This is a genomic window from Pseudoalteromonas gelatinilytica, from assembly GCF_001641615.1.
GTDB lineage: Bacteria > Pseudomonadota > Gammaproteobacteria > Enterobacterales > Alteromonadaceae > Pseudoalteromonas > Pseudoalteromonas gelatinilytica.
Map to the genome: position 1 here is coordinate 1 of NZ_LRRU01000013.1, position 17,654 is coordinate 17,654.

The following is a 17,654-nucleotide window of genomic DNA, read 5'->3' on the forward strand; positions in this document are numbered from 1 at the left end:
ATACTTTATTAGGGATCTGAATACTCAGATCCCTTTTTTATTTCAACGTGAAATCAAATGCTTAGCCATCAAGATATGTCGAAAATTACATTCGAGAGCAGGTATATCCTCATTAAAAACAATAGGTTAGTAGGTCTACTGTAATTAATGGTGTGAGGTGTAGTACCAATTGTCTGCGTATTTTATTATTTGAGTTACATCTTCTTCATCTAAATCCGCATAGCTCCTTGGGTCGCCGCCGTCAGGGACATATAAAAAACCAGAATAGTTGTCCAATATCCCTCTAAAGGTGTAGAAGAAAACGTATTTCGAACCGTCGATATCTTGAACCACAATCTCATTTCCGCCCATTGATATTTTTGAATACTCAGAGCCTAGTGCTATTAACGATGAATTATGTTGTACATTAGAGACAAGCTCGCCAGAGTAAACCCTTGCGACGACTTCTTGACGTTGAGATTCATATAAGTGGAAATCTGCATTTATCCAGAGCTTCGTAAACGGAACAAACTCTAGTACAGCAAGGGCAACCAATTGGACTGCTAAGGGAATTGTTGCCAACCACCTAATTTCTTTGAACTTAAAAAGACATGAAATGCTAAAACCGAGTCCCGTTAAAAAGACAATAAATACCACAAGCATCAACGGCATCATCAAGAAAGGAGTTATCCAATCAATGATTGACCATTGAAATGCCATTATTAATATAGCGAATGCCGACACCCCGACAGCTAGCTTAGCTCTGTTCTCTATTCCTTTAATCATTGACTTCCTTATTGTAAGTTTTTAATTTTGCTCGCGACTGTAAAGTCTAGAATATCTTCTATTGTATATTTCTTATCTGTAATGCCAAGCTTTTGAGCTGGTGTTGTTGCTTCCTGATACAGTCCTTTGTTTTTAAGTGACTTTTCGTCGGTCAATACGTAGTTGTTGTAGACCCTCAATATCTCAATAATCATAACCGCCCATTTAGGGTTGTATGAAGCGTAGCCATTCCATCGTTTACTGTTTGTGGCTGATGTTATTGGTCGCTCGAACATATTGATTCGGCGGCGTATCATTTGAAAGTAGTTATCAACTCCATATGTAGATACATCTAACAAATTCTCAGATAGCGTTTGGCTAACAGATATAGCGCCATGAAAGCCTACTAATGGTTTTACTTGAACAGAATGTCTAGATTTAGGAAATGGATGAACTAACCACTCTGATTTAGCCGATCCTGATTCAATAGTACGTTTGTGCATCTCGGCAGCCCAATATTGTTGCGATATTTGAGCTAGTTTTTCTCTATCAACTTTGGCCCTCTTTATGTCGCTCATAGTAATCCCATGCTTAAGAAGAACTTGTTCTGACCAGGCACGCTTGTCTTGCATTTGGCTGGCATTGTTCCTTTCTGCTTTTACAAGCACAGGGTAGAGTTTGCTGGCCGCAATCTGTTCTTTCATCACTAACCCAATACCAAGTTCAAAGCCTTCGTCGGCATCTGCGAATAAACGAGTGTAACGCGCCTCATTTACGTACTGTTTTATCACTTCAAGGTGTGCCATGAGAGAATAAGTTTGTTGCACTAGTAAATTTTTATTTGGTGCTTTCAGAGGCAGGGTATCATCAACGTCATCAGTTTCGACTTCTTGATTGGATAGAACGTACTGACCATACCTTCTCTTGTGTTCAGGCTTCTTAAGATCACTACATCTGCTAATGTCTCTTTTAATTACTTCCCAGTCTGAGGTGGTGTCGAAGTTAACTGTACTAGCAAATACAAATCGAGTTTTATTGTCTACCGTTGAAGTATTTACCAGTTTCGTAGGGCGACTGTCCTTCTTATCACTCCAGTTAGACAGGTAGTGCTGCCTGTCCATACTAACTTCTAGGGTTTTGCCTTTTAAAGCCTGAATGTTGTTCTGTATGTGCCAACGGTCAAACTCAACACACTGGTTAAAGAAAAACTCGATACGGTGGTAAATTAAAGTGATAGGCACATCCAAAATTTCTTCCATTCTGTTGACGATACCTTTGTTAATAAGCATTCTGAACAATATTCCATTGATATCAGCTCTCTTTTGACCATACTCAGCGTTCAACGGTACGTTGAAAGGATTGTGACAGGCATTGCATTCAATCCTTTGGGCTTCTCGATACTTCAATGACTCTACTGTTGACGGTACTGTGCCTCTTAAGGTGTAACGCTTAGGCTTATCTAACCAATTTACCACCGCATTTCGACATGGCCTAGTTCGTCGTCGTGATGTTTCAAGTTTCTTATCAGGGCAACAAATCTCTTTATTGGAAAATATTTGCTTTTGCCTATTTGACTCTTCAACGAAAGCTTTGTTGTTTATCAGTTTTGTACTTGTGCCGCAGATGATGCAAGTTAACACGCGACCTATCTTTGTTTTAGTAAACCTATAATCATTACCTAACCCTCGCATTATAGAGCCATCAGCTTTGCGTTTGGGATTAAGTGCGGCTACACCATAGTTTCGGCAGTTTGGGTTCTTACAGTAGTTAAGCTGAATAGCTTTACCAGTGATAGGATCTTTGTAGGCTCTTGGGATTGGAAAGGCTGTAGGCTCGACACGTTCATTTTGATGCGGTGTCTTCGCAAGTGGTTTGTCACTCGAATAATGAAACTTCAGGTACAGCTCCGCTGTAATAAAGGCATCTATTGCGGCACCGTGTGATTTTCTTTCAGTAATGTCTATACCATAACGTATGCAAGCATTATCTAATTTGACCCATTTCCCATAGTTTTCCCTATTGGCAAAATCCCTCATCAAGCAAGATACGTCGTAATCTCTATTGAAGACAATATCTAGTCCACATCGATCAATTTCTGATTGCAGGAAATCAACATCAAATTCTGAATTGTAAAAGGAAAGTCGTGCACCATCTATGAACTCTAGAAATTCTTCAGCTATTTGGCAGAACGTTGGCTTATCAAGCAAAAATGAATCTTCAATTTGGTGTACCGCGTGGGCTTCCGACGTACTCTTCTTACCTTCAGGGTTTTAGAAGTAGTGGAAGATGCTGCCTGTGATATCGCCATCAATTATTTCTACGGCAGCAAGGTTAACAATGCGATGCTTGCCCTTGCGTGGAGACAAGCCAGTTGTCTCTGTATCTATTATTACTACTCTGTCCATTGATCCCCCTAGCGATCAATTCTAGTAATAATTAGAAAAATTTCAATTAACTACTTAAGCTATTGAATATATAGAAAATACATCTGCTCGCGAATGTTTTTTTTGCGTAAGTTTTAATGTTAACCCTATGATTTTATGTACATAAATAAAAAGGGATCTACATATGTAGATCCCTAATAAAGTATCAGCCCAGCATTAAGCGGGCTTTTTTATATTCCAAAATATCAGCGCCCATAACGCGCTAAGAACATTTTCACGGTTTCGCTTATCACTTTGTTGTCTGAGTCACCTTCTTGACGCTCAAAGCCATACAGCAACGGATAAAAGATCAGCGACTTTAACTGATAAACAAACTGTTTTGCCGCAAACTCAACATCATCAATCGTTAACACCTGCGCTTGCACACCCGCTTCTAAAAACGCCACCAGATCTTGCATACAGCCCATGTTATTACTGGCTAATGATTTTGCTAAATCAGGTTGCTGTAACATTTGCATAAAAGCGACTTTCGCTACTTTTAAAAACTCTTCAGAGGTGAGTAACGTGACTTCTTGTTCAGCAATGCGTGTTAATTGCTCAGCAATTGGCAAAGCAGCATCAAACACCACCGCTTGCTCTTGGCGAACTTTTTCAAACATAAACACTAGAATAGCTTGAAACAACACATCTTTATTTTCAAAGTGATTGTATACGGTGCGCTTTGAGGCACCCGCTAAGCTTGCAACCTGATCCATACTTGTATGCTCAACACCCTGCTGAAAAAACAATGTTTCAGCTGCATTCAAAATATCTAATCGTTTTCTCTGTGATAATTTCATGGACCCCTCCGATAAGGGTTACTAGTGTAACGCAAAAATAAAAAATGCACTAGATAGTTTACTTTTATAGCAAACCATGAAAAACTACACCGTGTAGTTTACTTATGGTGACGATATGAAATTTCTAAAATGGCTCGCAATCGCCACTCTATGCATCGTGATAGGAGTGTTTATTATGAATAATCAATTAGCCGCTGAAGGCGTGAGTGATAACAGCCACTCTGCGCAATTATCTGATGGCAAGTTCCACAATAGTGCTGAAGTAGAAAGACCCAGCTTTAAGAAAACGCTAGGTATCTTCAAACGCTTTATTACTGAAAAGAAAATTGATGCAGAGCCAAAGGGCGAGCTGCCTATGCATTCTGTTTCTCACGCTCAGCTTGAGCGTTTATCAAATGACACAGTGCATTTTGTAAAGCTAGGTCACTCCTCTATTTTAGCGAAAGTGTATGGCGAATACTGGCTATTTGATCCAGTATTTTCAGAGCGCGCTTCGCCTTTCTCATTCATGGGTCCAAAGCGCTTTCAGCCAACACCTATCAGCATTGCAGAGTTACCTAATATTGCCAAGGTGTTTATTTCACACAACCATTATGACCACTTAGATAAAGCAGCAATTAAACAGCTTGTTGATAAAACAGATTCTTTTTATGTGCCATTAGGAGTCGAAAACGACCTGAAAAAATGGGGCGTTGATGAACAAAAAGTGCATAGTTTTGATTGGTGGCAAGAGCAAAATATAGCTAATAGCCAAATTGTATTTACACCAACCCAGCACTTCTCTGGTCGAGGTTTAACAGACGGTAATAAAACCCTTTGGGGCTCTTGGGCTATTAAAGTAAATGACAAGCGCTTTTATTTTAGCGGTGACTCTGGCTATTTTGCTGGCTTTAAAGAAATTGGTCATCGTTATGGGCCATTTGATATCACCTTTATTGAAACCGGCGCTTACGACAAAGATTGGGCTGACATTCATATGACACCAGAGCAATCAGTGCAAGCCCATCTCGATTTACAAGGTGATGTAATGGTGCCAGTGCATAATGGAACATTCGATCTCGCCTTTCATGCTTGGTATGACCCACTTAAACGTGTCGCTAAAAAAGCAGGACAGGAGCAAGTATCACTGAGTACTCCGCTAGTTGGAGAGGTTTTTAAGATTCAAGATACCGCGATTGATAAAGCGTGGTGGTAAAATTGGCAGGGTGAAAGGTGCATTATTATCCTTTCATCCTGAATAATTAGTTATTTGTAGACTCTTTCTGGACAGCCCCCCTTCTCGTCCCATATAGTGAAACCCTGTGCAATCAACCAGAAAAACTATGACAACTCACCTTAAGTATGCAAGTTTGGCACTTGCAGTTGGTTTATTCGGTTGCTCTGAGCAACCAACATCAAGCGCTGATGCAACAAGCGCAAGCAGCCATGAAGCCGTTAACATTGCCAATGTACGCTCACATATTAAAACCCTCGCCTCTGATGAATTCTTAGGCCGCGGCCCTTTAACTGAAGGCGAAACACTGACCATTAACTATTTAGCCGACGAATATAAAAAACTCGGCTTAAGCGGCAGTTTTAATGGCGAGTTTTTACAGCCAGTTACCATGGCAAAACTCACTCCAGATCAAAACATGACCTTAAAAGTAGGTGATTTAAGTTTTAATGCTGGCAGTGATTTTACCGCCCGTACGCAGCAGATTAATCCTGAAATCAACATTGATGGCTCTGATGTAGTGTTCGTTGGCTACGGTATTAATGCACCTGAATATAACTGGGATGACTTTGCAGATATTGATGTAAAAGACAAAACAATCATTGTACTTGTTAATGATCCTGGTTTTGCCACCCAAGACGACGCACTTTTCACCGGTAATGCTATGACCTACTACGGTCGTTGGACTTACAAATATGAAGAAGGTGCACGCCAAGGTGCAAAAGCGGTATTTATCGTTCACGAAACAGCTCCTGCCGCATACCCTTGGGGTGTTGTAGAAAGCTCGAACACGGGTAGTAAATATACCTTAATCGACCAAGATAAAAACGCTTCTGACATCCCTGTAATGGGCTGGATTGATGAACAAGCAGCAAATGAAATTTTTGCTCAAGCGGGTCTTGATTATCAAACTGAAAAAGCCAACGCGCTAAAAGCAGACTTTAAACCTGTCGACTTAAAAGCGAAAGCAGCCCTAACACTGAAAAGTGATATCTCTCAAGCACAATCGCATAACGTTGTTGCAACGCTTAAAGGTAGCGAAACCCCTGATGAGTACATTGTAATTGGTGCACACTGGGATCATTTTGGTACCAAGCAAACTGATGAAGGCGTGAAAATCTACAATGGTGCTGTTGATAACGCATCAGGTAGCGCAGCAACGGTAGAAATAGCCCGTATTCTTACTGAAATGCATAAGAAAAAACCATTTAAACGCTCGATTATCTTTGCCAACTTTACGGCTGAAGAAACTGGGCTTATTGGTTCTGAGCAATTCGCTACTGGCGAAATTGTACCAACCAAGCAAATGGTCGCACTGCTTAATATTGATGGTATGAACGTACTTGATGGCGTTGACTACATATTACAATACGGTAAAGACATGTCTGAAATGGAAGACTACCTTGCAGATGCAGCGAAAGCACAAGGTCGTCATGTAAAAATGGACCCTCGTCCTCAAAATGGTTTGTTCTTCCGCTCTGATCACTTCTCTCTAGCTAAGCAAGGCGTGCCTAGCTTACTATTTATGAGCTTAGGTGATACAGATCCTGATTACATCGCCCATAAATATCACAAAGAAGCTGACGACTATTCAGCAGATTGGTCGATGGGTGGTGTTGAGCAGGATATTGAGCTGATCGTAGATATTGCCGCTAAACTTGCTAATAACGGCGATTGGCCTAAGTGGAAAGCCGAGTCTGATTTCAAAACTCGTCGCTTACAAGACAAGCAATAATCTTCGCTTAGATATAAAAAAACCGAGCTAGTTAGCTCGGTTTTTTATTGGTTAGTTTTACTTATTACTCGTTAATTTTAGCTTTAAGTGATTGTGCTTCTTCTTGCACTTCCTCTGGGCCATTGGCAATAACATCTTCAATGGCTTGCAGCGCTGCATCAAAGTCATCTATTTCGATATATGCTCGCGCTAAATCCAGTTTTGCTGAGTAACCACCACTTTCGGCATCAACATCAGTTGGGTTATCGCCGGCAAGTAAATCATTAAAATCACTTAACCCTACATCCATATCAATGTCATCATAAGGTTCATGGTCGAGTGCTTCATCATCACTTTGCTCAAGTAACGAGTCGATATCGACAAACTCATCATCAGAAGGTTGTTGCGCTTGTTGCGCCTCTTCTATGTGCTCTACTTCAGGTTCAACTGGTTGCTCGCTTTCACCCTGTAAATCTTCATTTAACAGTGCATTAAAATCAACATCGAACTCACTGGCATCACTGATATCTGCTTCGTCTGGCTCTGCTAATTCATTTAACAGCGCATCAAAGTCGGTTTGAGTTAAGTCAGCCATAAAATCATCATCGATTTCATCGTCTGACATTTCACTCAAGTCAGTCTCATCGGCTAAATTTGACTCTAAATCAGCAATTGTTTGCTCAGCTGCTGTCGTATCATCAAGCTCAATATCGTCTAATTCGAATTCTGGGAAATCCTCTAATTCGTCTTTACTATCAGCCACTTCAGCATCAATCGGCTCTTCAATCGGTTGTACTGATGGCGCTTCGTTTTCTGAAGAAGAGAGTAAATCATCTTCAGGATCAAGCATGTCTTGTTCTGTGAATTCATTATCAAGCAAGATATCATCATCAAAATCATCGTCTAGCTGATCAAGTTCATTACCTGCTGCTAAAGAATTTGCAAGGTCTTGCTCCGCTTGGCTTAACTGTAATGGCGAATCAGCATCTAATTCTTCAGAAGCTTGTTCATCAGAGTCATCTAACTCAAAACCCGCTTCATCTAGCTCAAGCTCTGGGTACTCTTCTAACTCTTGGCTAGGCGTTACCGTATCTTGCTGCAGAGGCTCTTCTTCGCCTGCTAAATCAAACTCATCCGTTAAGTCTTCATCGGCTAGCGGATCATCGCCTAAGTCAATTTCAACCTCTTCAATGTCTTGTTCAGGCTCATCAATTGACCAATCTGGTGCTGCGACATAATCGTCTTCTTCACCGATTTCACTTAATAACTCATCGACGCTTTTCAGTGATGGATCATCAAATTCATCAAGACTGTCATCTTCATCCAATAGCTCGTCGCTATCTTCGTTAAATTCATGATTTAGTGCCTCATCAATATCAACTTCGTCAGTATCATCTGCTTCATCAACTAACTCTGAGGCAACTGATTCAACATTTAAGTCATCTATTACTTGATCCGCATCTGCTAAATCTTCAAGAGACTCTTGCAGGTTTTCATCATGCTCAGTATTGATGTTTTGCTCGTGGCTTAAATCAGAAATTTGCGCTTCGGTATCTTGTTTCAGCTCATTTGTTTGTTGAATAAGCTCTTCAAGCTCGTCTTCAGAGTCTGAATCTTGTTCATCAATAGAATCCTCTTCTAATAATGAATCAATATCAGTCACATCTAATTCATCATCTTGCTCAAGCATGTCTTGAATATCATTGTCATCAACATCTAAGCCATCTTCATCCAAGAGTTCAGGCTCTTGCGGCTCTGCACCAACATCGTCAAGAAGTGAGTCGATATCATTGGTATCGAAATCATCACTTAGCTCATCTTCGTCGATTAAATCGTCTGCGCTTGGCTCTTCTGTTAGCTCTTCAGTTAACTCTTCAACAAGCTCTTCAGGTTCTTGTATCTCTTCAAGCTGTTGATCATCTTGAGCTTCATCTAAGAGAGAATCAATGTCACCCACATTAAGGGCATCATCAAGCTCATCTTCGTCGATTAAATCGTCTGCGCTTGGCTCTTCTGCTAATTCTTCAGTTAATTCTTCAACAAGCTCTTCAGGTTCTTGTATTTCTTCAGGCTGATGCTCTTCTTGTGCTTCATCTAAGAGTGAATCAATGTCATCAACATCAAGGGTATCATCAAGCTCATCTTCATCGATTAAATCGTCTGCGCTTGGCTCTTCTGTTAACGCTTCAACAAGCTCCTCAGATTCTTGTATTTCTTCAGGCTGCTCTTCTTGTGCTTCATCTAATAATGAATCAATGTCATCAACATCCAGGGCATCATCAAGCTCGTCTTCGTCGATTAACTCATCTGCACTTGGTTCTTCGACTGGCACTTGCTCTTCTTGAGCTTCATCTAATAGCGAGTCAATGTCATCAACATCCAGCGCACCATCAAGATCATCATTTTCTAATGTATCGTTCTCTTCAGCTGCTGGCTCTGCTACTTGTGCTTCATCAATTAAGCTATCGATATCAAGATCATCTTCATCAATGAGTTGATCTGCATTTGGTTCTTCGACTGATGCTTGTTCTTCTTGAACGTCATCTAATAACGAGTCAATGTCATCAACATCCAGTGCATCATCAAGATCATCATTTTCTAATGCATCGTTCTCTTCAGCTGCTGGCTCTGCTACTTGCGCTTCATCAATTAAGCTATCGATATCAAGATCATCTTCGTCAATGAGTTGATCTGCAATTGGTTCTTCGACTGACGCTTGTTCTTCTTGAACGTCATCTAATAACGAGTCAATGTCATCAACATCCAGCGCATCATCAAGATCATCATTTTCTAATGCATCGTTCTCTTCAGCTGCTGGCTCTGCTACTTGCGCTTCATCAATTAAGCTATCGATATCAAGATCATCTTCGTCAATGAGTTGATCTGCAATTGGTTCTTCGACTGACGCTTGTTCTTCTTGAACGTCATCTAATAACGAGTCAATGTCATCAACATCCAGCGCATCATCAAGATCATCATTTCCTAATGCATCATTAAGATCTGAGGATGGCTCTTCGGTTTGCGCTTCATCAATTAAGCTGTCGATATCGAAATCATCTTCGTCAATAAGTTCAGCTTCAACGTTCGTGGCTGATGCGTCATTATTTTCATCAAGTAAATCATCGATATCGTCTAGATTAACGTCTTGATTAGAATCAGTATTGTTTTGCTCATCAATTAAGCTATCAATGTCAAAATCATCTTCCGCGTCATCTTCTGCCAGCTCTTCACTAAGTGCTGCCATTTCATCATTCGCGTTATCTAATGAGTCATCGTCAGTATCAAAAAGGTCGTCAATGTCATCAGCACTTAAAATATCACCAGACAAATCTGCCTGTGGCTGCTCAACATCTAGGTCTATTTCATCACCTAAACTGTCATCATCAGTTTGATCGAAATCTTGCTGTAAAAATGCATCTAAATCATCATCGTCGCCAGCCATAGTTGATGATTCATCATTAAATTCGATGTCATCACTTAATAAACCCTCTAACTCATCTTGGTTTAAAATACTGTCATCTTCATCAAAGCTATCATCAATACTGTCGTCGAAAATAATGTCGTCATCTGGCAGCATATCTTGATCTAAGTCATCATCTAAACGCACACTTAAATCATCGTGGTCTTCAATTGGATCAGGTACTAGAGGGTCGCTTTCGACCATAGGTTCTAAATCGTCATTAGCCTTAAACGTTGGGCTTTGAGGTAAAAACTCATCGTCATCGCTGGCACTCGTATCATCACTAGGGCTATTGCGTTTTTTCAAAAACATTACAACGGCAGCAATGATCAGTAATGCAGGAATAAACATTAATGCACCGAGAACAAGTGGATTACTCAGTAAATTCGAAAAGTTAAACCCACTGTCCTCTTCAATCTTTTTTGCTTTTTGCTGCTCGATAATTTCATTTTGTTTAGTGATCAGCTCTTTCAGCTGTTTTTGAATTTCACTGTCTTGGCCAAGCTGATCGCGAACAGTTTCAAGCTCTTTAGAAATACCGGTAAGTTGCTTTTTGAGCTTGTTGTTCTCAGCTAAGATTTCTTCAACGTTTTCAACCGATGATTTAAACTGCTTTTGAAGCTCTACTAATTGCGTGCCCTGCTCTGTTTTAATGGTGTTGATTTCTTGTTTAAGCTCTTGTTTTGCTTCGTCTACATCAACTTTGCGAGCTTGAGTTACTTTCTTTTGCGATTCATTAATTTCAGCAGTGGTCAGTGTGCCGTTTTTCTTTTTCTCCCATAGCTCATCATCTTGTTCAGAACGTGCTTTTGCTAGCGTCGGATTGACCGCACGCATCTCTGAAATCGTTGGGATTTTTAGGTATGCGCCATCACGCATGTGATTCAAGTTTTGGTCTAAAAATGACGATGGGTTTTTGTCATACAGAGCTTGCATGACCTGATAAATACTGACAGAGTTGTCTGGACGAATTTTAGCGGCAATGCGCCATAGTGTATCGGTCGGCTTAATTGGACCAATTGAGCGCCCCTGCGCACCGTAATCGACACCTTTAGGGCCTTTAAGTGTGGAGCCTTCATCAGAGTATGTCGGTGTTACCACCAATGCAGACGCTAATATGAAGAGTGTTGCTAAACCGCGCATGCTGATCCTTTATGTTTTAAATGTTAACGCAGCAACCTTGGTTGCTTAAACATCAAGTAATTCTTGCAGAATTGATTCTTAATTATGCTTTCTTGCAAGCTCTATTCCAGCTGCAAACTATAACTTAGTTGCCTTGCAATATCTATTGCAACACCTTGATAGTAAATAGCTTAAATATTAGCGGCTGAGAGACTTTTTTATTGTTATCGTTAAGTTTATACGCTTTTACAACGTATGCGGCAATAATTTGGCAGTGAATTCACAAAAAAAGCGGCAAATTGCCGCTTTCTGTCAAATTTAGATCAGCCTAAATCATCAGATTTATAAATAATTTGCGATTAGCTCTTCAGCAATCTGCACACTATTTGTTGCTGCACCTTTGCGCGTATTATCACTTACAACCCACATATTTAAACCATGTGGATGCGAAATATCAGCACGTAAACGACCTACGTATACAGTATCGTTGCCACTTGCATCTGACACAGCCGTTGGGTAATCCGCTAAGTCTTCAATAAACTCTACACCAGGTGCATCGTTTAATAGCTGTTTAACATGTTCGATATCTACTGGCATACGCGTTTCAATATTAATCGCTTCACTGTGACCAAAGAACACGGGAACACGAACACAGGTAGGGTTAACCACAACACTGTTATCACCTAAGATTTTTTGTGTTTCGTTAACCATTTTCATTTCTTCGCGGGTATAACCGTTATCTTCAAAGCTGTCGATTTGTGGGATCACGTTAAAAGCAATTTGTTTAGGGAAAACGGCATTATCCATTGGGCGAGCATTCATTAAGTTTGCTGTTTGCTTGGCTAGTTCATCAACGGCTTCTTTACCCGCACCCGATACAGCTTGATAAGTTGATACGTTAATGCGGTCAATGCCATAAGCATCATAAATTGGTTTTAATGCCACCAGCATTTGAATCGTTGAGCAGTTAGGGTTTGCAATGATGTTGCGATTTCTGAAATCCGCCAAGCTTGATGCATTCACTTCAGGAATAATTAATGGCACATCGTAGTCATTACGAAAGTGTGAGGTATTATCAATTACGACACAGCCTGCTTCTGCCGCAATCGGTGCGTATTTTTCAGAGACACTGCCGCCTGCTGAAAATAAACCAATATGAGCTTGGCTAAAATCAAACTCTTCGACATCGATTACTTCAATGCTCTCACCGCGAAATTGAATTTCTTCGCCGGCACTACGGCTGCTTGCGAGTAAAAATAATTGGTCTACCGGAAACTTACGATCTTCTAAAGTTTCGATAATTTGACGACCCACTAAACCTGTGGCACCTAAAACGGCTACATTAAATTTTTGCGACATGTGTTTTCCTCTTTTGAATAAAGCAAATGGCTTTATTCGTTAATTCTAAATCCCAGTGCAGCTAATGCGCCTTCACATGCACTGTTTGCAGCCACCGATAAAGTACTAAACTCTCGTCGTGGCGGGTAATTCTTGCGTAAACTATCAAAGCCTTCGCTTGCTAATTTACTTCGTAAAATGCCATCGTCACGACGCACATCATAAATTAGATGCACTAAGCGACCTATATCGTCTAGGTTAAAGGTTTCACCTAGTGTGACACAGTGGCTGATTGGCTCCGGTAAAAAATCGTCCAGAGACTTAAGCGCTGCGATGCCTTCAAGCTCACACACTTGCTGATACAGCATTTGTGTGCCGCGAGCTTTGCCTTCGAGTGTATGCCCTGCAATATGCACACTGGCATAACGCACATAATCAAGCAAAGGAGTCAGTATATTGGGTTCATTTTCCCAAACATCAAGCACGCAATCTAATTGGGCACCTTGTTCAAACAATGCTAGCAATGCTTGGTTATCAATTACATCACCACGGCTTGCATTGATAATTGTCATTCCAGGCTTAAGTGCCTTTAAGCGTGTTTCATTAAGCATGTGCAAGGTTTTATGTGGCCCCTGCTTAACTAATGGTACGTGAAAAGTCACAATATCAGCTTGAGCTAGTAATGTGTCTAACTCAATGTGTTCTGCAAGTTCACCAGCTTCATGCTTTGGTGGGTCACATAGCAACACATTCATACCGAGCAGGCTTAACTTATCATGTAAGCAGCTTCCTATACTGCCAACACCAACTATCCCTATGGTTTTACCCTGTAATGAGCTGGCATTTTCTTGGCTCAAGGCATATAAGCTACTAATAATATATTCAGCTACCGCCACGGCATTACAACCAGGGGCGCTGCTAAATGCGATATTTCGCTCAGCAAGTAATTCGGTATCAATGTGATCAACACCTATGGTTGCTGTGCCCACAAATTTTAATTTATCTGCTTGAGTTAGTAGGGCTTTATCTACATTGGTCACCGAGCGAGTTAACAAAATGTCGACTCCAACTAGCTGCTCTGGTTGTAGATTACGGCCATCAAATCGCTCAACATCACCAAAATCGGCAAAGTACTGCTCAACCAATGGCATATTTTGATCTGCAAGAATTTTCATTTGTGTGTCCGAGAGGCAGAAAGTGGCGCTATTGTAGCGAATTTATCGGTATTCGGATAGGTAACAACTAAGACGATTTTGGGGTTATTTATACCCAAACCACCTCAAGGTGCGAGTTTCAGTTGGAATTAAAAGCGAGAATGAAAAAGCCGAGCAATTGCTCGGCTTTAAGCAAATACTGGAGAGGTTTAACCTTTATATTTGCTCATTACGAGAGTGGCGTTCGTGCCACCAAAACCAAAGCTGTTAGACATAACTGTATTTAGTTCAACGTCTTTACGCTCAGTTACGATATTTAGACCTTGTGCTTGCTCATCCAGTTCATCTATGTTGATTGATGGAGCAACAAAGTTATGCTCAAGCATTAATAGCGAGAAAATTGCTTCGTGTACGCCTGCTGCACCTAAAGCATGACCTGTCATCGCCTTAGTTGCACTGATCATTGGAGAGTTACCACCAAATACTTCTTGGATAGCGCCAAGCTCTTTAACATCGCCAACTGGTGTTGAAGTACCATGCGTATTTAAGTAATCAATACCACCTTCAAGGCCTTGCATTGCTTGCTTCATACAACGTACAGCGCCTTCACCTGATGGAGCTACCATGTCGTAGCCGTCAGATGTTGCACCGTAACCTGTGATTTCTGCATAGATGTGCGCGCCACGAGCAAGTGCATGCTCAAGTTCTTCAACAACAACGATACCGCCACCAGCAGAGATAACAAAACCATCACGGTTTGCATCATAGGTACGTGATGCTTTCTCTGGTGTTTCATTGTACTTAGTAGACAATGCACCCATTGCATCGAATTCCATTGCGAGTGTCCAGTGAAGCTCTTCACCACCACCTGCAAAGATGACGTCTTGCTTGCCTAATTGAATTTGCTCAACCGCGTGGCCGATACAGTGTGCAGATGTTGCACATGCAGAACTTAGCGAGTAGTTAACACCTTTGATTTTGAATGGTGTTGCAAGGCACGCCGAAGTCGTGCTCGCCATAGTACGTGGTACCATGTAAGGACCAACACGTTTTACGCCTTTTTCACGTAAAATGTCAGCGGCTTCAACTTGCCACTTAGATGAACCACCACCTGAACCCACTAATAAACCAGTGCGCTCGTTTGAAACTTGATCTTCACTAAGGCCTGCATCTTCAATCGCTTGTGCCATAGAGATATAAGCGTATGCCGCTGCATCGCCCATAAAGCGCATTGCTTTACGATCAACAAACTCTTTAACATCAATATCGATTTTGCCAGATACGTTACTACGTAGGTTGTAGTCAGCAAACTCTTGGTTGAACGCGATACCACTACGGCCTTGTTTTAATGATTCTAATACTTCTTCTTTGTTGTTACCGATGCTTGAAACAACACCGATGCCCGTAATAACGGCTCTTCTCATGGGTAATTACCTTAGCTCTATACTAAATTGTGTTCTATTTTACGCTGAAATTACTCTCGAAGTGGTCAGCTTTCTAGCGTACACATGTACTCTGAATGTCTAGCTTATAAATAACGCCAGACTATTTCAAAGAAAACACGTAAAATAATGAAAAAAAGTTTGTAGTTAATTAGTTAAACCATGATCAAAAACGCACATATTCATTTTAATCACCTTGGTACCCCTGTCGCCGATCAGTTTGACGATGTTTATTTCTCTAATGATGATGGCTTAGCCGAATCACATTATGTGTTTTATCAACAAAACCATATCCCGCAACGATTACAAAATCATGACCGTAACCACTTTGCAATTGCTGAAACAGGCTTTGGTACCGGGCTTAACTTTTTAAATACATGGCAACACTTTGCAGCTCACCTTGATAGGCAGCATGCAGAGCAAGAAGTTCAAAATCAACACGACCATAGTGGTAAAAAAAGTGTTACCCGCCTGCACTTTATCTCTTTTGAAAAGTTCCCTATTAAGCGTGATGACCTCGCTCAAGCACTCAAAGCCTGGCCTAATTTAACTGAATATAGTGAGCAACTAATTGCTCAATACCCAATTAATTTGGCCGGCTGCCATCGCCTTGAATTTGCTGGCGACAAACTAGTACTCGACCTTTATTTTGGTGACGTACAAGACAGCATTGATGCCATGAGTTACCCAAATGAAGGAGTTGTCGATGCGTGGTATTTAGATGGTTTTGCTCCAAGCAAAAACCCAGATATGTGGCAACAGAGTTTGTTCAACAAAATGCGGGCTATCTCTAGAGCAAATGCCACACTCGCCACTTTTACGGCCGCAGGCTTTGTCAGAAGAGGACTCATCGAAGCAGGCTTTAGCATGAGTAAAGCTAAAGGCTATGGTAAAAAACGCGAAATGCTGATTGGCGAGCTAACTGAGCCTAATGAGCAACAATCAGGGCCTGCCTATTTTGCTCATCAGCAAAGTGAATTGAGTAATGTGGCTGTTATTGGCGGTGGTATTGCCAGTAGCAGTGTACTGTATTCACTGGCAAAAAGAGGCCTAAAAGCCACGCTTTTTTGCCAAGATGAAGCGCTTGCCATGGGCGCTTCTCACAATGTACAAGGGGCTGTTTATCCGCATTTGCAAGCGAAGAACTCACCGCACAGTGAAATGTTTGCTCATAGTTTTTTATATGCGATGCGTCTTTACCAACAATTACTTGATGATGGTTTTGACTACCCCCACCAGTGGTGTGGTGTATTACAACATGCGGTTAAACAAGGCCTAGCTGATAAACATCAAAACCTTGCCGATAAAGAACTTTGGCCAGCTGAATTATTGCGTAATGTAAGCGCCGAAGAAGGCGACGAAATTGCCGGCGTGGAAACGGGTTATTCAGGTGTGTTCTTTGCAAAAGGCGGCTGGGTAAATCCACCAGCCCTGGTTACAGCGCTCTTTAATGCAGCAAATTCGTTAACTGCAACTACCAGTAATAAAATGGACAGTCACTTTAATTGCCATATTGAAAAGCTCGAGAAAACCGCTGATGGCTGGTTATTACACACAAAAGAGCAAACATTCGGACCATTTAGCGATGTGATTAATTGTGCAGGTGAACACAGTGACCAGTTTAGCCAAACTCAGACACTGCCCGTTGTGGGTGTGCGCGGTCAAGTCTCGCATGTGCAAGCAAGCGAGCAGTCAAAACGCCTAAAGACAGTGCTTTGCCATAAGGGCTATTTTACTCCTGAATATCAGGGTCATCATTGTATGGGCGCGACCTTTGAAAAAAACTCAAAAAGCCGTGAAGTTAAAGAGCAAGACAACCATACCAATCGCGAACAACTTTTAAGTTTTTACACAGACAGCGAGTTTGCAACGACCTTAGGTGAAATAACAGCGGCAAAAGCAGCTGTAAGATGTACCTTCATCGACCATCTACCTATGGCTGGTGAGTGGGCTGAACAAAGTGATTATGTAAGTGCGTTTGCTAATCTACGCTTAGGTAAGCGTTATCAGTACCAAACGTTATCGAAACCTCAGCAAGGCTTGCATCTTCTCACTGGCTTTGGCGCAAGAGGCCTGTGCAGTGCCCCTCTATGTGCTGAGCATTTAATTGCTTGTTTAAACAATGAACCAAGACCATTTAGCGAACGCGTGAGCCAAGCTATCCACCCCGGCCGTTTTATTGTTCGCGACCTAATTCGCAATAAAATTTAAGGATTGGATGGGGCTTTAATTAGCCCCGTTATT

9 protein-coding genes and 1 pseudogene are annotated in these 17,654 nt (G+C 41.3%); 3 read left to right on the plus strand and 7 right to left on the minus strand.

The features are described 5' to 3' along the window. Window positions 1-144: 144 nt before the first annotated feature. From NH153_RS05770 to NH153_RS05780, 3 genes and pseudogenes are all read right to left on the minus strand, one after another. Window positions 145-765, minus strand: coding sequence for a hypothetical protein (locus tag NH153_RS05770; RefSeq protein WP_058584966.1), 621 nt, complete (start codon window positions 763-765; stop codon window positions 145-147). 8 nt (window positions 766-773) lie between these two features. Further along, window positions 774-3,149 (minus strand): annotated as a pseudogene (locus tag NH153_RS05775) (exonuclease domain-containing protein). A gap of 224 nt (window positions 3,150-3,373) precedes the next feature. Next, window positions 3,374-3,967 carry a TetR/AcrR family transcriptional regulator gene (locus NH153_RS05780; RefSeq protein WP_063701947.1) on the minus strand — a complete coding sequence of 198 codons (594 nt, stop codon included), beginning with the start codon at window positions 3,965-3,967 and terminating at the stop codon, window positions 3,374-3,376. A 175-nt stretch (window positions 3,968-4,142) separates the two neighbouring features. On the opposite strand from NH153_RS05780, the gene NH153_RS05785 reads away from it, so the two are divergent. Then, the gene (locus tag NH153_RS05785; RefSeq protein ID WP_240494355.1) at window positions 4,143-5,162 is read left to right on the plus strand and encodes an MBL fold metallo-hydrolase; all 1,020 of its coding nucleotides are present in this window, start codon (window positions 4,143-4,145) and stop codon (window positions 5,160-5,162) included. Between the two features lie 127 nt (window positions 5,163-5,289). Continuing rightward, window positions 5,290-6,915, plus strand: coding sequence for a M28 family metallopeptidase (locus NH153_RS05790; RefSeq protein WP_063701951.1), 1,626 nt, complete (start codon window positions 5,290-5,292; stop codon window positions 6,913-6,915). 64 nt (window positions 6,916-6,979) lie between these two features. On the opposite strand, the gene NH153_RS05795 is transcribed toward NH153_RS05790, so the two are convergent. The 4 genes from NH153_RS05795 to fabB form a co-directional block, all read right to left on the minus strand. Continuing rightward, window positions 6,980-11,497 carry a FimV/HubP family polar landmark protein gene (locus tag NH153_RS05795; protein WP_063701952.1) on the minus strand — a complete coding sequence of 1,506 codons (4,518 nt, stop codon included), beginning with the start codon at window positions 11,495-11,497 and terminating at the stop codon, window positions 6,980-6,982. A gap of 321 nt (window positions 11,498-11,818) precedes the next feature. Next, window positions 11,819-12,835 (minus strand): aspartate-semialdehyde dehydrogenase, encoded by a 1,017-nt coding sequence (locus tag NH153_RS05800; RefSeq protein WP_063701954.1) that lies wholly within the window; start codon window positions 12,833-12,835, stop codon window positions 11,819-11,821. Window positions 12,836-12,867: 32 nt separating this feature from the next. After that, a complete protein-coding gene (locus NH153_RS05805) occupies window positions 12,868-13,989 on the minus strand; it encodes a 4-phosphoerythronate dehydrogenase (protein ID WP_063701956.1) in 1,122 nt (373 codons plus the stop codon). 188 nt (window positions 13,990-14,177) lie between these two features. Next, on the minus strand, window positions 14,178-15,392 hold the full coding sequence (fabB, locus tag NH153_RS05810; RefSeq protein WP_063701958.1) for a beta-ketoacyl-ACP synthase I: 1,215 nt from the start codon (window positions 15,390-15,392) through the stop codon (window positions 14,178-14,180). Window positions 15,393-15,572: 180 nt separating this feature from the next. Here fabB and mnmC point away from each other — a divergent pair, with 180 nt between their 5' ends. Beyond that, window positions 15,573-17,621 carry a bifunctional tRNA (5-methylaminomethyl-2-thiouridine)(34)-methyltransferase MnmC2/FAD-dependent 5-carboxymethylaminomethyl-2-thiouridine(34) oxidoreductase MnmC1 gene (gene mnmC / locus NH153_RS05815; protein WP_063701961.1) on the plus strand — a complete coding sequence of 683 codons (2,049 nt, stop codon included), beginning with the start codon at window positions 15,573-15,575 and terminating at the stop codon, window positions 17,619-17,621. The last annotated feature ends 33 nt before the right edge of the window (window positions 17,622-17,654 follow it).

Bases quoted from the DNA above. Each gene is read 5' to 3' on its own strand.
- NH153_RS05770 (WP_058584966.1), bottom strand. From the start codon at position 765: ATGATTAAAGGAATAGAGAACAGAGCTAAGCTAGCTGTCGGGGTGTCG.
- NH153_RS05780 (WP_063701947.1), bottom strand. From the start codon at position 3,967: ATGAAATTATCACAGAGAAAACGATTAGATATTTTGAATGCAGCTGAA.
- NH153_RS05785 (WP_240494355.1), top strand. From the start codon at position 4,143: ATGAATAATCAATTAGCCGCTGAAGGCGTGAGTGATAACAGCCACTCT.
- NH153_RS05790 (WP_063701951.1), top strand. From the start codon at position 5,290: ATGACAACTCACCTTAAGTATGCAAGTTTGGCACTTGCAGTTGGTTTA.
- NH153_RS05795 (WP_063701952.1), bottom strand. From the start codon at position 11,497: ATGCGCGGTTTAGCAACACTCTTCATATTAGCGTCTGCATTGGTGGTA.
- NH153_RS05800 (WP_063701954.1), bottom strand. From the start codon at position 12,835: ATGTCGCAAAAATTTAATGTAGCCGTTTTAGGTGCCACAGGTTTAGTG.
- NH153_RS05805 (WP_063701956.1), bottom strand. From the start codon at position 13,989: ATGAAAATTCTTGCAGATCAAAATATGCCATTGGTTGAGCAGTACTTT.
- fabB (WP_063701958.1), bottom strand. From the start codon at position 15,392: ATGAGAAGAGCCGTTATTACGGGCATCGGTGTTGTTTCAAGCATCGGT.
- mnmC (WP_063701961.1), top strand. From the start codon at position 15,573: ATGATCAAAAACGCACATATTCATTTTAATCACCTTGGTACCCCTGTC.